The sequence below is a fragment of the Paenibacillus silagei genome, assembly GCF_017874735.1.
In the GTDB taxonomy this organism is placed as follows: Bacteria; Bacillota; Bacilli; order Paenibacillales; family Paenibacillaceae; genus Paenibacillus_AQ; species Paenibacillus_AQ silagei.
In genome coordinates this window covers 243,135-259,104 of sequence record NZ_JAGGLV010000007.1, presented here as the reverse complement: position 1 = coordinate 259,104, position 15,970 = coordinate 243,135, and the positions used below count along the sequence as shown (strand labels likewise).

Genomic DNA, 15,970 nt, shown 5'->3' with positions numbered 1-15,970 from the left:
CAAACAATCAACCAAAGATAACAACTTATACTGCCCAGTATGTTGTCGATAAATGTCGAACGTTTGTTTGCATAAAAAGCTTGAACTATAGAAAAATATGCTATAAAATGTTCTTCATTAGCACTCAAAGATAAAGAGTGCTAATGAATCTTATTTGTTAAATAAAGGGGATTATATCTATGGCTACTACGGTTAACAACGCCTTTAGTGAGTTTATGAAGAACTATGTAAATTTAGATTCAGATGAAACATTAATTGCTCGTGGTAGTAGAGACTGGTTAATAAAACAAATAGATAACTTTGATTCACAAGATGGTTTTCTCAAGCTTTATAATGATATCGATATTTATTTTGGCTCTTTTGCAAGAAGAACAAAAATTCGAGAGTTAGATGACATTGATCTGATGATCGGTTTAGGCGGTCAAGGAAGCACTTATTCAGAAGATTATTTTGGTAAAATAGAAATAATAGTTCCTAGCTCTGCATCGGACTTGTATTCTTTATGTCATGAGGATAGCGACAAACTTAACTCAAGAAAAGTGATCAACAGGTTTATAAGAGGTTTAAAGAACGTCCCTCAATATGAAAAAGCTGACATCAAACGAAACAACGAGGCTGCTACTTTAAAGTTAAAAACGTACTCCTGGGTTTTTGATATAGTTCCTTGCTTTTTTACAAGTAACGATTCATTCGGTAGAACCTACTATATTATACCAGACGGAAAAGGTAATTGGAAAAAAACAGATCCTCGGAAAGATCGTGATAATGTAACACGGATTAACCAAAAACATAATGGGAATGTTATGAATGTCATTCGTTTAATCAAATATTGGAATAAAAGGGCGACAATGCCTACGATGGGGTCATATCTTTTAGAATGCTTGCTTCTCTCTTATTTTGATAATAATACTAATGTATCATCTTTCATAGACCTGGAGATTCCTGGCGTATTTTTACACATATACACTGCAATCTTTAACGATGTACAAGACCCCAAAAATATACAAGGCAACTTGAATCAGTTGTCTCATGAGGATAAGCAGAAAATTTCAAACAGAGCATATGCAGATTATACAAAGGCACTTGAGGCGCGTAAGGCTGAAAATGAAGGTGATCACGCTTTGTCAATTAGAAAATGGGGAGAGATATTTGGAAGCAACTTCCCCAAATACTCTTAGTGAGGTTATTATATGACCAATGTAGACAATGGAATTGTGATTCGTCAAAATGCTGAGATTAATATTAAAGTTCTTGCAGCTCAGCGTCAGCTTTATGCTGAAGCTAAAATCCTTTCTAACTATCAATTTATATTTTGCATATTGCTCCCTATCGCGCTCCCTTTTGTAAAGCTGCTTACCCCTTCCAATACAGTTGGACTCGGTCTTATAACTTTATTATCAATTCTTATCATCATATTGAATGTATATTTTTTTGAAAGGGCCATTAAATATAAAAAGGAAAAAGCTGCAAGGTTTCAGGAAATCTTCGATTCAAATGTACTTGAGATAGAATGGAATAGAGCACTTTGTGGACCTAGAGATAAAGCTATCCAAGACATAGAAGAGATATTTAAAAGATACACCAAAAAAAACAAATCGCTTAATGATCTAAAAAACTGGTATTCAATAGAATACTCGAATGTAGATATTTTTGCAGGAAGAATTATGTGCCAAAGAGTAAACACAACATGGGATAGTTACTTAAGAAATGCATTCCAGATTTTTTTGAGACTTTTATTTTTAGGATGCATTTTAATAATCGGTGTTGTATCCATTATTAGGAATGATATTGTTGTTAATACGCTTGTTTCCATAATCGCCCCTATTATTCCCTTAACTCTTTATATATACAAACAACATTTTGAAAACAAAGCGACCATATCAAGATTAGATAAACTATCATATAGAGCAGAGGATCTTTGGGAAAAAGTTTTAAATAATGTTGATTCATCGACACTGACAACATGCTCAAGAAAGCTTCAAAACGATATTTATAAACATAGGGAAAGCGCCTTGTTAATCTGGGATTGGTTTTATAACCGATTCAAAAACAAACAAGAAAACAACATGGGTTTAAGTGCAATGATAGTAATTGAAGAATATCGCCAAAGCAAACAGACGCTTCTATAGTAAAAAAGCATTGTCGCCTAACTCTACAAGGCAACAATGCTTTTTCGTTTTGATTACATCCGATATCAGTGAATTAATCGGTTTATTTCTTCAGCTGCTTTATAGTCTACCCCATAAGTATGCGAATACCGATCCAGCGTTATCCCCACCGACGAATGCCCCAGTCTTTCTGAAACTATCTTTGGATGAACGTTCTGTAAAAGAAGCAATGATGCGTGAGTATGCCGAAGGTCATGAAAGCGAATACATTTCATGCCTGATTTCCTGAGCATGTCCAGCCAACGTGATTCAAAGTAGTACGGGTTGATCGGAAGTCCGTTCTTTGTTTGTGAGACTAAACCATGATCTGTGTACTTCACACCGGCAGCGAGCTTATCTTTGGCCTGCAAAACCTTCTGATGCTTTAAAGCATCTATGGTCATTTGTGGCAATGCGATTGTACGAATTCCCGCTTTTGTTTTCGGTTCTTGAAAGGCATGTCCCTTCTCTCCTCTTACGTATGACTGCGCAACTTTTATCGTTCCTTTTGTAAAGTCTACATCCTCCCACCTAAGCGCAATGGCCTCTCCCCTTCTCAGTCCACAGGTTGCTGCCAGCAGTATTATCATGTAGTAACGGTAGGGTTTTGCATACTCTAAAAACTTCATAAGCTCTTCATCCGTCCATACATTGGTCTTGGCTTTTGGGATTTTGGGAGGCTTCACAAGAGCAGCTACATTACGACTCAAGGTTTCATGCCGTACTGCTGTAGCAAGACCATCATGCAACACTTTATGAATGTGGTTAATCGATTGTGGCGACAAGCCGCCATCTAATCTTAGTTTCTCGTACATCGTTACCAAACAGATGGCGTGCACAGCGTGTATGAACCAATGTTCCATTACGGGCCAGACGCGTCATCTATTGGATTCTACACACTTAAATACCGCGTTTTTGCAGAGCACACATTCACCTCAAAAGTGGATAACTTGAAGCGCCTTGGCTCACTTGCTAATCAAGGTCTTCCGACGTACCTTGGAGATACAATTTTTAGTACTAATCTCAAAAAATATGGAGCTAACTACTCTACTCAAGAGGATACACGGAATGTGTATAATAAAGGCCAGGGAGAAACAAATGTATGGGGCGCTGGTGGCATAAGCAAAACCGATGCTATTGATACGATTATCAACACTAAAGATGGAAAAATGCTGTTCATTCGTCCAGTACTTTAGTATAGACGCATACACAAAGCACTCATGGGCCACGCCACACAGCGTGGTCCATATTTGTGTTCATTTGAATAGATAGATTATATGAGAATTAGCGAGTTCGATTTCAACGTATCCTATACTCAGAGAAGCAAAGAACAGAATATTTAGTATCATCGCAATCTTTATAAGTAGTTTCATATCAAGCCCTCCTTTTCACCCATTAAAAAGTGGCCGCGCCACTTGGGTCAAGTAGGTTTATGGGTAAGGAAACGGGAGGCGAAGTATGATACTCTCTTTGAGACTTGGGGATGGTTGAGTGAGATACAACGCACCGGGATGCGAGGCATGTAGTCAGCGGATTGCCTGAACTCAAGTGGTCCAAGTGCCATGTAGGTTGCTAAGTCATTCCGCAACGTTTATACCTGTTGCAGGGTATTGGACACGTGATCTTCAGGGGTTCGGTGAGCAAGAACGGGCCTTGGGAACCGGGGTCCTACATTGCAGAGTGATCTCAGCTTGAGGCCTGGATGCGCCAGCAAGTAGCAGCTACCGGCTAGCTCATACCGATGTATTCAGTGCGGCTGGAAGAGCCAGATGCCTCTGATCTCAGCGGCCCGAACGTTCAGCACTTATTAAAGGGCTATCCGTGGTCGGGTTCATGCCATGCCTAGTGTTTGACCTCCTGAGGTCAGGATGTCGGAGAGTGAGAAACGGCCTTCCGGCAACGGGGGTACATTGGGGAAGGCAGCTGGCAAGATAGTACAAGGTCACTTCTTCCAGTTACCTAGCCTGCTTCCTCTCTGAGGGGTATGCTTCTGGCTCCTAAGCAATGGCGCTGATGGATACATCGGCACTTGGCAATGCTTCTCCGATGCAGTGTAGTCTCGTTCTTTCAAAGTCCGGAGGCTGAGTGAGTTGAAAGCAGTTTCTAACAGCAATGCCAGCTGGAGTGACTGGATTAGCTATGAAGATAACCCGGTGGCTACAGGAGCCGAGTAAGAGCCGATTGACCGCATCGGACTTGAGTTTTGGGGCTGTGACAGGTTGCCGGAAGGCAGGCTGCTCACGGCCCTTTTTCGGCATTTTCGCGCGCTGTTCCAGAGATCGACAAGCTGGTAATTTGAGGATTGACAATATGACAAGTTAAATTTAAAATAATCACAGCGGAAAAGTATGATTTAATTTATTATAAACTAACCATAGAAGGAGATTTTTAAAATGACCGCTCTCCAAACCTTTAAAGCATCTGCGCATTTGCAAGACGGAGTCCAAGTGAAAGTAGCATCCCGAAACTTTGAATTTATTATTGACGAGCCCAAAAGCTTGGGCGGAACTGATACCGGTATGAATCCGGTCGAAGCTTTGCTGGCCTCGCTGGGAGCATGCCAGTCTATCGTGGCCAGAGTGTATGCGCCTAAATTCGGCGTGAACCTCAAGGATTTCTTCGTGGATGTAGAAGGCGATCTTGATCTGGATGGCTTTTTCAACAAGTCGGAGGTGCGTCCGGGCTATTCAGAAATTCGGTATACCTTCCGTATTAAAACAGATTCGCCCAAAGAACAGGTTGAAGAATTTGTACGATTCCTGGAAAGCAAATGCCCAGTTGGAGATACGCTCGCAAACCCGGTTAATCTCAAGCTGGAAAGCATTATCATCGAAAGCTAAGCAACCGATTAGAACCTAGAAGCTTCCACACTATGACCTCTTACCACGGAGCACGGAATGGGACCAGGGGTAGAGACCGTATAGGCGCAAGTGCACGATCTACGGACAATGTACAAAGCGGATCATGGGTACGTATACTAACAGCAATATCACGGCTTTTTAGTGAAAGCTGTCTTTTAAAGAGGTGAACCGTGTGCCTATTAAAACAGGTAGCCAATACATCGAACGTATCGACCGGCAAAATATCAATATCTTTTACAAAGGAACACGGATCGAAGGCCCTTTATCCAAGCATCCCGCATTTCAAGGTCTCATACAAACCCAAGCCGAAATGTACAACATGCAGTGTGATGAGCGTTATTTAGCACAGATGACCTACCCTTCACCCGATACAGGAGAGCCTGTCGGTCTATCTTTTCTTCCACCCAAGAATGCTGAGGATTTACAGCGCCGCAGAAAAATGATTGAACTCTGGTCCAACTGCCATCATGGGTTTTTAGGACGTTCTCCGGATTATATGAATACAGCCCTCATGTCTCTGTTTACAGCTGCCGATATCCTTGAGGAGCTGAATCCGAAATATGCTGAGAACCTCAGGAAGTACTATGCTTACTGCCGGGATCATGACATTACCTTATCCCATGCCTTCATCCAGCCTCAAGCAAGCAAAATATCCGGCCAGATTGATGCTACAGAGGATTCTATCGCTGCTAAAGTCGTTGAAATCAATGCTGAAGGGATGATTGTAACCGGTGCTTTTATGATGGCAACACAAGGGGCTACATGCGATGAAATGCTTGTATTCCCAACGCCTTCCCCCTCGTTTGTGGATGATGATAATCCGTTCGCGTTTGCCTTCGCCGTGCCTAATGATCTGCAAGGGATGACTTTTTTTTGCCGTGAAAGCTACGCAGCCTCATCTGCCTACGACCATCCGTTAAGCTCAAGATATGAAGAAATGGATACCCTAGTCATATTTGACCGCGTTCTTATCCCTCATGACCGTGTATTTTATTACGGAGATGAAATGTACTGTTCCCGATTGTTCGGCGAGAGTCACTTCCATACGCATATGGCCCATCAAATCATCACCCGCTATATTGCAAAAACAGAGTTCCTTCTCGGGTTGCTGGAATCTTTGGCGGAAGAACAAAACGTTATCCCTGAGCCCCATACTATTCAGCCTATTTCCAGAACGATAACCTATTTGGAGACCTTCAAAGCCTTAAGACTTGCTTCTGAAATAGGAGCTTCCCCGGACAAATTCGGATATCTCGTTCCAGACAAAGGTCCACTTTTGGCTTCGTCCGTTCACTTTTCGGAGTTTTATCCGGAACTGATTGAAATGGTTCAACATCTCAGTTCAAGCGGTCTCATCATGATCCTCTCGGAGTCCGACTTCGATACAAGCGCTGGTGCATACCTCAGTCAGTATTTGAAGGGTACGGCTTCGGAGGCGTGGTTCCGAAATGCTTTATTCCGGCTTGCTTGGGAACTCGGAGCGGGTGCATTCGGCGGGCGACAAATCCAGTTTGAGCGGTTATTTTTCGGCAGCTCCCACACACTGGCCTGGCGCATGTACAACAGCTATGATAATCACGAATCCTTCCGTCAAATCATTCACGAGTTCATTGCACCAGAAGAAACCCGATTCGTTATGAGGGGAAGCCGGTAACTCAAAGACACTCTTCTCATTGTTCTGAGGAGAGTGTCTTTTGTCAAAAAAATCATCAATGTCAAAGTCTGACGTCTCCATGCTTCCGGGGCAGCTTCAGGTCCAGCCGTCTATTCCTGCAGCTTCGCTACCTGCTCAATCAACGCATCAACGCCTCTGTCTACGGTATAAGGGCCGTTGTTCCAGTTCACACGGGATACATTAATAATCCTGTTGTTCTTCACCGCAGGGATGCTCTGATAGACAGGCTCCTTGAACAGCTCCATCATGGCAGCCAGCTCTTCATCCGTCATTTGTGTAAAAAAGTAATCCGCCGGCTTGTCCACCAGCATCTCCATGGACAGTACCGTTCCCCCATCCGCATAGGGCTTGAATTGTTCAGGCATTGCAAAACCGAAATCCTGATAGATCAGCTTGCCCAAGGTTCCTCCTTCCCCTCCAAGCAGCACCTCTCCGTTACGGATAATGAATGAGATCGCTGTAGTTCCTTCATCAATTTTGATATTGATGTTATCGCGGATGCCCTGCAGCTTCTCGTCGAAGGAAGCAATCCATTGCTCCGCTTCCTCTTGCTTGCCCATAATATCGCCCATGGTTCTTAAGGTATTCACCACATCCGGGTCACCGCCCCAGGCGACGGCTACGGTTGGAGCAATCTTCTCATAGGTCTCAATTACATCTTCACCAAGATAGTCCGGAATGATAATCAGATCTGGCTCCAATGCAGAAATGGCTTCAACACTGCCTGTTCCTGCCCCTATATTCTCCACAGTCTTCATCTCTTCCTTGTATTGATCCAGCGTCTCCTGGTTGACACCCGCCGGCATCAGGCCGAGAGGAAGCATATAACCGCCATAAGCGAGCGCCACTACCGCGCCAGGCTCGACTGGAATTTCCACCTGTCTGGCGAAGCCATCGGTAACTATTCTTGTTGCTGCTTCGGGTTTCGTATTACCGCCTCCACAAGCTGCAAGCAGCACAGACAGACTGAACAAGAGGGATACAGCAAAAGTGGGTTTATGGCTAACTTTCAAATCATTCACACTCCATGCTCTGTATTGATAATGATTATCACTGATATCAATATAGCGTTGTTCTTTCGCTGGAGCAATGAACGATTCCGGCATATCATTGGTAGGAATTGAACCTTTGTGTAACGGTGCGTGCATTTTGAACTGGGCGGGGGTCTCTCCGTACAGCTTTTTGAATAGTCTGCTGAAGTAATAGAAATCCGTATACCCGACACTTTCAGCAACATGGCGGATAGGAGCATCTGTCCCTGCCAGCAGGGTTCTGGCTTGCTGCATCCGGGTCCGGCTCACATACTCCATGGGACTGCAATCATACCTGCGCTTGAATACCCTCACCAAATGATGGGCGCTGTAGTGGAACAGCTCAGCCATTACTGTCATAGAGAGGGGTTGGCAATAATATTCCCGGATATAACGGGCGATCTGTTCAGCCAGATCCGGTTCCGTCTGCTGCTCTCCCGCCAGCTGGAGCTGACGGAATTGTTCAGACACGAACTGATAGAACAGTCCGGTCACCTGCATCCGTTCCAGCTCCCCTCCGCTTGTCCAAAGCTGAAGCATGCGCTCTTGCAGGGAGAGGATCATCCAGGGATCGCTCCCTTGGAAGACATAGGGCTGCTGGAACGGATTGTGATTGCCCCCCGCTAGGTCTGTGCATGGGCTGCCGGGACAAGGCTTGTATAAGATCAGGTAATAATCAAACGTACTGCTCAAGCAGCAGATATGAAGAACTGCACCTTTGCCGCCATGTACGACCTGGTGATTGCCTGATGCGCTCCCGTACCCGTCCAGCATGACTTTGGCTTCTCCCTGATTCGTGAACACAAACGCACTTGAAGGCAAATTATAACTCTGAAGCTTCTCTCCCGGCTGCATGATCACATGACGGATATCCAACACTTTCACAGGCACATGATTCCATATCCGAAATCTTTCTGACCACTCCATAAAAGCACCTCATCGTATATTTCCCACATTATAATTGATAACCATTATCATTTACAACACTGCAATGGTGACTGGAGCCACTGAATTTCGTCTGAGGAGAATACGGTGGCAATCATTCATTGGGATTGATTCCATTCAGTAAAACACGAAGAACCCGCACAGGATGCGGGCTTCTTATGATTGAATGAGGGCGATAATGCTGAGATCCTGCCAATCGCGGTCGGCTACCAAGGCCCGATGGCTAAAAAGGCGGCGTATCAGCGGTGCCCCCTTTAACACTTAAGATTTACGAATATCCTTCAATCTAAACTGTCCGATCAGCTGCTGCAAAAAGGTCCCGATCACCTCAACAAATTGCGTGGTCTGTTGTACATGAACATAGTCTTCTCTGAGCGCTGCCAGCTTCTTCTCGACTTCAGCAGAGATGCTGCGGTTATCCATGCTGACGGCAGTGATCTCCTCCATCAGCTGGACAACCCGGTCAATGACCTGAGATTTGCTCGCATCCTGATCATTCGCCTGTATCAGCAGCCTGGTTGCTGCAGCGACACGCGTATTGCCCTCTTCAACTACTTGAGTAACCTCTGCCATGGATTGCTGGGCACGCTCTGAGCCGGTATAGATATGCCCAATCGTCTCCTGAATGTCCGCTACCGATTGTCCGGTTGATTCCGCCAGCTTACGAATCTCTGAGGCAACAACCGCAAATCCTCTTCCATGCTCTCCTACCCTGGCTGCTTCAATCGAAGCATTTAACGCCAGCAGATTCGTCTGAGAGGCGATCCGCTCGATCATCTGCAATACGTCCTCAATCTTGCGCGTGGTGCCGACGAAGGAGTCCATCGTTTCATGCGTAGCTGATACTTGCAGGGAGATGTTCGACATTTGATCTCCGATATTCTCCACCTCCTCGCGGGCCACTCTGATCTGATCAGCAGCCTGCTGTTCGAGATTCTGTAGAGTTATGCGCATATCCGCCACAGCAGCGCTTACCGCATCAAGGTCTTGAAGCTGCCGAAGAATGCTCTCCACCATGGCCTCAATGCGTTCATTTACGCGTTCAGTCGATTGCTCGGTCTCAGCGGTGGAATGACTCAATTGGCGCTGGCTCACAATGACATCATCCGCCGCGTGCTTGACCTTCAGCAGAATGCTTTCCTGGGAGTCAATCATACTGTTTATCCATTTCGCCGTATCACGCAGCTCATCCGTTCCGAAATCGTGAAGCGGAATTCTTTGGGTGAGATCGCTGCTGCCTTCCGTATTGCGGCGTATGAAGCGGTTCAATTGATGAATACGTCCTGTTTCGGGAAGCAGGATGGTACGGAGAATCATCTGCCAGAGCATCAGGCCGCAGACCAGCACAGCCGTCCCCGTTCCCAAAGCGCTGCCCATCCGGGCAACAGCCCCGCTTCCGTTCAGCAGTCCGGCCACTACCGCTACAAGGATAGCCATCGCAATCAGCAAGGGCAGCATCAGCTTGGTTACGTTAAAGCCAAGGCTGCGGGTTCGATAGACTTCCTCAAAGTCGGCTTCACACATCATTCCCCACACATCAGGGCAATGTGGAAGCTGAACTGTAACCCCTTTGCCAATGACAGGAATATGGCGGTAATCCGAGTAGCCTGGAAATGAAACGCATACATTACTGCCGTAAGCAATCACGTTTGCCACACCGGGGTGGAGCTCTCCCGAAGCCGGGTCGGTAAACATCAGCTCCAGCTCGGTATGCTTCTCCACCTTCACCGTCCCCCAGCGCGTCGATACCCCATCCTTCAGATTCTCGCCATGTGTGAAGGTGCGGTCCTCAAACCGGCTCCGTGACAACGCAGTCCCCGGCTTAATCCCCACCTGCAGCCGGGGCTCTGCCATGAACAGATAATGGTCGCCCGAATCCGGATAGATATGCCCCGATTCCCGCTGGATCAAATCACCAATAACATCATTAGGCACGCGGCCGCACAAGAAGCCCTCGATCTTCCCCTGCTCCACAACCGGCAGCACAAACAACATAGTGATCTCATCGAAAAAGGTTGAGGTACCGGGCCCTGCTTGCAGAGTCACCGGATCGGCGTAGGGTCCGAACAGACATTTACGCCCCTCTGCTCCCTCGGAGGCATACCGCAAGCACTCACCAAGGATACTTTCGTCCCCATACTGTTTGCCACGGTGCGCCGGAAAGGTAGTCGATATTACGGTGCCTTCCCCGTTCAGCACAAAAATCTCGGAAAAATCAGCCGCCCTGCCTTGGGTAGCTGCGAATAAAGACTCCCATACGGCCGGATCCCCTCCATTTGGAAAACGGTTCTCACCGGGAAGCATCCGTAATTGCTCGTGCAGCCGACTTAAGTAATTCCAATATAATTCAGCCCAATTATGTAATATTTCCTTCCGTGTTTCTGCAATTCCTTCAAAGACATCAGTAATATCAGACTCTAAATTCCTGTTCAAGCGATTGGACCACCATAAAGGCAATCCTGTCTTCCAGCCCAGCCAACCAAACATCTATTCTCTCCCCCTATAAAACCGCGTCCAGTGCATACGGATTCACTCTGCATATAGTCACTGAAGCAGCATACATTCGCCTCCACTTTAATGAGTCAAAGCGTTAATGAAGATGATAAGGCATACTTGTGTAATAATCAACATTCAATTCTGGGTTGGGAGCGGATCACCAAACAAGCCTGTTCCTGCTTTCATCCGCAGGAACAGGCTTGTTACAGACTAACTATAAGCTTCAATGTAAGGCTCAGCTATTAATCCATTGCAGATATTGCAGCAGCCGCCTAATCATTACTGCGCTCTCTGCGCGGGTTGCCGGCTCCTTAGGGTTGAAATCGCCTGCGGGGTCCCCATGGATAAGTCCGGCTTGCGACAGCAGGACCACAGATTCAGATGCCCATGCTGCAATGCTGTTCTGGTCGGAGAACACTTCAGTTCCGGACGATTGGGGCAGCTTGCCTGAGAAGTTCAGCGCCCGGGCCATAACTACAGCCATCTGCTCCCGCGTAATATAATCCTCCGGTCTGAATAAACCCTTCTCGAAGCCGTCCATGATTCCTGCGGTCTGGATCATGCCGATGGATTCGGCATACCAGGCTTCTGCCGGGATATCTGCGAACGGACCTGCCGATGGGCGGGCATGAAGTCCAAGGGAACGCACAAGCATTGCTGCAAACTCACCGCGCGTAACCTGTTGCGAAGGGGCAAAGGAAACGCTGCTTCTCCCTTCAACAATCAGCTTATTGGCAAGCAGTTCAATGTCAGCCTGTGCCCAATGTCCAGCCGAATCCGCAAAGAAATGTCCGGACGTAACGAGCGCATATGCACGGTTAAGCGGCGTGTAGACTATAGCCCGGCCCGCCTGCCCTTCAACGTCAAACACGGCAGGTACATAATGAAGCTCCTGGTCATTATCCACCCATACCACAGTTGTTGTCCCCGGATTGGCTGGTGAGGCAAGAGGAAGGATATGTCTGGTGTACAGAGGACTATAGCTCTCTGCCTGGACACCATCGATATCAAGCGTGAAGTCTACAGGACTGCCGAGCAGCTTATAGCCCTTTTTAATAGAAGCTGCCCTGAAGCTGCCGCTGGTTGCAGATGCGGCTGTGCCCATTCCGACTGTAATGATCTTGCTGTCAGGCCACTGAGCTAACGGGTCAAGCCGCAGCTCGAAGCCGATTCCATTTACTTCAATGGTTAACGAAGCGCCCGGCCGTTGTTGTAACACCTCCCTCAGAACGGAAAGCGATACATCAACAAATGCAATATCCCTGCTGTTCTCGAGCTTGATCACAGCTTCCTTGTCTGAAGCAAACGCCTGGACTATAAAAGCATCATCAAGCCTGACCCGGAGCGCCGACCGGCCATCATCCATGGCTTCAAGCGTTGCTTTCGCCAGAAGCTCCTGATCATTAGCAGTAAGCCGGATCAGAACAACGCCAGGATTAGGCGGGCTCGAAACGACAATTGCTTCGTGCACAATCGAGGGCTCCTGAGTTGCCGTCGGCGTTGCCGTAGGTGTCGCTGTCGGTGTTCGCATCGGTGTTGCTGTCGGCGTTGCCGTTGGCACCACTGTCGGCGTTGCCGTAGGTGTCGCTGTAGGCGTTGCCGTAGGTGTCGCTGTAGGCGTTGCCGTAGGTGTCACTGTCGGCGTTGCTGTCGGTGTCGCCGTTGGCGTTGGTGTCGGCGTGGCCGTTGCTGTCGGTGTCGGCGTCGGTGTTTCCGTTGGCACCGGTGTCGGCGTTGCCAGCAAAGTTAGATGAATGCGGCCTGCATCTGCCGTTTGTCCTGCATTCACATTCACTAGCTGCTCCATAGGCGCATAACCCTGTGCAGACAATTGGAGTGTATATACGCCGGCAGGAATCTCTTCCAGCCTGTATACTCCCTCACTGCCGGTAACGGCACTGAATCTGTCTATGGATACAATGGCTCCCGCCAGCGGTAAATCCCCCGTACCATAGACTGAACCGGTAATCGTCCCTGTCTGGACAGTGGCGGGAAGCACCGTGATCTCTGTCTGCGCCGTCAAGGCATTTTGCACAGAAGTAATGGTAATCGTCGCTTCGCCAGCAGCGACAGGCTCCACCTGCCCGTTCTGGTCTACGGTTACTACCTCCGTGTTACTTGAGCTCCAGGTGATATCCGGATTCGTTGCGTCTTCAGGCAGAACGGTTGCCTGCAGCCGGACAGAGGGCTCGCCGACCCTCAAGGTTAGCCGGGAGGCATTCAGGCTAACACCACTGACCGGAATGAAAGTACGGATATGACCGTCTTCTATTCTGAACTGGTGCCATGCCTGGATCAGCCGGTCCTCATTGACCTCATACAGATCGAGATATTGTCCGGCAAGGACAGCAGGGATATCCGTGTCCGGAATATAATCTACCGCATCCACCGGCAGGGCACTGTCAAGCAGCGGCGGTGACATCACGTTCCCCTCCAGAACATAAGCGAAACTGTCGCCGGACCGGTTCGGCTCAGCCGTTATTGCCGTGGAGCCTACCACCAGGCCCGGATGAATCGCAAGTATACCGATTTCAGGAGCATGCTGACTGACAACAAGCTGAAGATCACGTGAAGCGGTGGCCAAGCCCGTATCCGTTACTTGCAGACGAATATTGAAGGTGCCGGCCTCTGCGGGCGTACCCCGCAGCTCTCCACGGGTGCTGACACTGAGTCCTTGCGGAAGGCCGGAGGCACTCCAATTGAGACCAATATGTGCGCCGTCGAAGGCTGACAAGTCTACGGAATAAGGCTGCCCCTTGATTCCCCCGGGAAGCTCCTCCGTCAATACGGCAGGACGCAGGTAGGGATAACCGTTGTTAACATTATCATGAATGTTCCAGGTATGATTGAAATCCCATCCTGCATAGCTGCTCTGCTTCTTCATCTCCACAGTAGTCAGTGCCTTAATATCTATTGTGCTGCTTGTGAATAAATCCGCTCCACTAGTATTGATTCCACTGGCAGGAATTCCTGTTGTCGTCGTGTCAAAAAAAGAATGCTCAATAGTAGTCTCAAATCCAAAAGCTCCAATGCCGCCTCTCCGGGTATAGGTTGCAGCATTCGAAGTAGAGAGGTGTCCTGCGGCATAGGTGTTTTTTATTGTATTATGAAATTGGTAGCTTGTGATCCCGCTCGTGAACACAAAGTAATCGGGGGGCTCGTTGCTTATCTCGCCAGTCGAATAAGAATCTTCTACAGATCCATACCCCTGAGAACCCACAAGTCCACCGGCATACATATTGGGGGAGTTGGCAACAGTGACTGAGGCACTGGAGGATGACATTTTCAGGCTGGTATTAACAATCGCACCAGCTATACCTCCGGCAGCGGTTACCCTGCCATCGGTTCCGCTTTTAACACTCCCTTGCGTATAGACCCTTTCAATACTTCCCCCGCTTTGATGCCCCACCAGACCACCAACCATGGAGCCGCCGCTTATATTGACATCCAGACCGAGATTTCGGATCGCACCGGTAGATTGGCCAAAGAAGCCGGTATTAGTGCCGCTGTTACCGGTTACCTCAACACCACTAATCGTATGACCTTGTCCATCAAAAATTCCGCTGAACGCAGCATAAGCATTCCCGCCTAGCGGAACCCAATCCACCCCGGATAAGTCAATATTCTTCATTAGGCGGATATGTGCACTCAAGTAATTCTCCTGATTCTGATTAAGATACATAAGCTGCTCTCTGGTGGACACCTCCGCCCATCCGTCTGTAACAGGCGGGATGCCACCCGCTTCATCGGAGCCAGAATCAGCATGGACCACTAAGGAATACAGTCCAAGCTGTCCTACGAGCATCACAATAACCAGCAAGGCTGCCGTTATAGTCAGGTATTTTTTCATTACAGTCTCCCCTTTGGCTACGATAATAATGGTTCAGCATCTGCAATTCTGCCGAAGCTGCGGATCAAAAAATAGTATAATATATGAATTGAATCGAAAGGTCCCGTTTTTGTTTCAAATTTGAATAGAAAGTAGTGTGCAGCATGAACCTCTCTTCGGCTAACAGCAAAATCTCTGCTCAGCGGATCGTCGGCTTCAGCCGGGAAAAGAACGCCTTATTCCAATGGCTTGCTGCACCCGATGCCGGTTCGCAAATTTTCTCCGTCACGGGTATTGGCGGCATCGGCAAAACCACCCTGCTCACAGAACTGAACGCCGGAGCCCGCCGTACCTCCACGCGTACATTATGGATGGACGGACAAATATGCCTGCAGACTCCAGGTGCTTTTCTGTCCTGTCTGGAGATGAGTCTGGAGATAGAATACGGCCTGACACGGGCAACAGACGAGACGATGCTGACTTATGCGGTACGGGAGTTAACCCGCCAGCGTACCGTAATGATTATAGATAACTGTGAGCATATAGATTATCTTGAAAGCTGGCTGCTGGCCAGTCTGCTGCCCAGGCTGGCCGAAGCTGAATGTCTGCTCATTCTGGCCTCCCGCCGCGGTCTGCCGACGAAATGGCATAGTCATCCCCTTTGGTCCAAGCGGATTCATTCCTATCCTCTGGAGTTGTTCTCCCGTGAGGAGATCTATGAATATCTGCAAGACAGCGGACTCTCACCAGTCCTTCAGGTTGATATCGTTCAGAAGACCGGAGGCCACCCCCTGCTGCTGGCGCTTACGCTGGATATGCTGCTCCGCCAGGAGCCGGAGAGACAGGAACGCGAATATCAGCTTCCGGGGATACTCAGTGCAGAGCTGCTGAAGGAAGCCTCCTCCCCCTTTATGTATGAGGCTCTGTAGCTCTTATCTCTTCTTCCTGCGGCAGACCAGACAATCCTGAACCAATTGCTGGCCCAT

At 47.9% G+C, this 15,970-nt stretch carries 10 protein-coding genes; 6 read left to right on the top strand and 4 right to left on the bottom strand.

What is annotated here, in order from left to right:
* Positions 1-179: 179 nt before the first annotated feature.
* Both J2Z70_RS13135 and J2Z70_RS13130 read left to right on the top strand, forming a co-directional pair.
* Positions 180-1,178, top strand: a complete 999-nt coding sequence (locus J2Z70_RS13135; protein ID WP_209873485.1) for a nucleotidyltransferase family protein — start codon at positions 180-182, stop codon at positions 1,176-1,178.
* Between the two features lie 12 nt (positions 1,179-1,190).
* Positions 1,191-2,129 (top strand): S-4TM family putative pore-forming effector, encoded by a 939-nt coding sequence (locus tag J2Z70_RS13130; RefSeq protein WP_209873482.1) that lies wholly within the window; start codon positions 1,191-1,193, stop codon positions 2,127-2,129.
* 65 nt (positions 2,130-2,194) lie between these two features.
* Here J2Z70_RS13130 and J2Z70_RS13125 read toward each other — a convergent pair whose 3' ends face one another.
* Entirely contained in the window at positions 2,195-2,962 is a 768-nt protein-coding gene (locus J2Z70_RS13125) for a site-specific integrase (RefSeq protein WP_209873479.1), read from the bottom strand.
* Between the two features lie 27 nt (positions 2,963-2,989).
* On the opposite strand from J2Z70_RS13125, the gene J2Z70_RS13120 reads away from it, so the two are divergent.
* The 3 genes from J2Z70_RS13120 to J2Z70_RS13110 all read left to right on the top strand — a co-directional run bounded on the left by J2Z70_RS13120 (position 2,990) and on the right by J2Z70_RS13110 (position 6,662).
* Positions 2,990-3,343, top strand: coding sequence for a hypothetical protein (locus J2Z70_RS13120; protein WP_209873478.1), 354 nt, complete (start codon positions 2,990-2,992; stop codon positions 3,341-3,343).
* A 1,197-nt stretch (positions 3,344-4,540) separates the two neighbouring features.
* Positions 4,541-4,987: an OsmC family protein gene (locus J2Z70_RS13115; protein ID WP_036728968.1), complete on the top strand. Its 447-nt coding sequence runs from the start codon at positions 4,541-4,543 to the stop codon at positions 4,985-4,987.
* Between the two features lie 193 nt (positions 4,988-5,180).
* Positions 5,181-6,662 (top strand): 4-hydroxyphenylacetate 3-hydroxylase family protein, encoded by a 1,482-nt coding sequence (locus J2Z70_RS13110; protein WP_209873475.1) that lies wholly within the window; start codon positions 5,181-5,183, stop codon positions 6,660-6,662.
* Positions 6,663-6,772: 110 nt separating this feature from the next.
* On the opposite strand, the gene J2Z70_RS13105 is transcribed toward J2Z70_RS13110, so the two are convergent.
* The 3 genes from J2Z70_RS13105 to J2Z70_RS13095 all read right to left on the bottom strand — a co-directional run bounded on the left by J2Z70_RS13105 (position 6,773) and on the right by J2Z70_RS13095 (position 15,005).
* Positions 6,773-8,641: an ABC transporter substrate-binding protein gene (locus tag J2Z70_RS13105; RefSeq protein WP_209873472.1), complete on the bottom strand. Its 1,869-nt coding sequence runs from the start codon at positions 8,639-8,641 to the stop codon at positions 6,773-6,775.
* A 279-nt stretch (positions 8,642-8,920) separates the two neighbouring features.
* Positions 8,921-10,963 carry a methyl-accepting chemotaxis protein gene (locus J2Z70_RS13100; protein WP_342593011.1) on the bottom strand — a complete coding sequence of 681 codons (2,043 nt, stop codon included), beginning with the start codon at positions 10,961-10,963 and terminating at the stop codon, positions 8,921-8,923.
* 427 nt (positions 10,964-11,390) lie between these two features.
* Positions 11,391-15,005, bottom strand: coding sequence for an S-layer homology domain-containing protein (locus J2Z70_RS13095; protein ID WP_209873466.1), 3,615 nt, complete (start codon positions 15,003-15,005; stop codon positions 11,391-11,393).
* A 143-nt stretch (positions 15,006-15,148) separates the two neighbouring features.
* Here J2Z70_RS13095 and J2Z70_RS13090 point away from each other — a divergent pair, with 143 nt between their 5' ends.
* Entirely contained in the window at positions 15,149-15,913 is a 765-nt protein-coding gene (locus tag J2Z70_RS13090; RefSeq protein WP_209873463.1) for an ATP-binding protein, read from the top strand.
* The last annotated feature ends 57 nt before the right edge of the window (positions 15,914-15,970 follow it).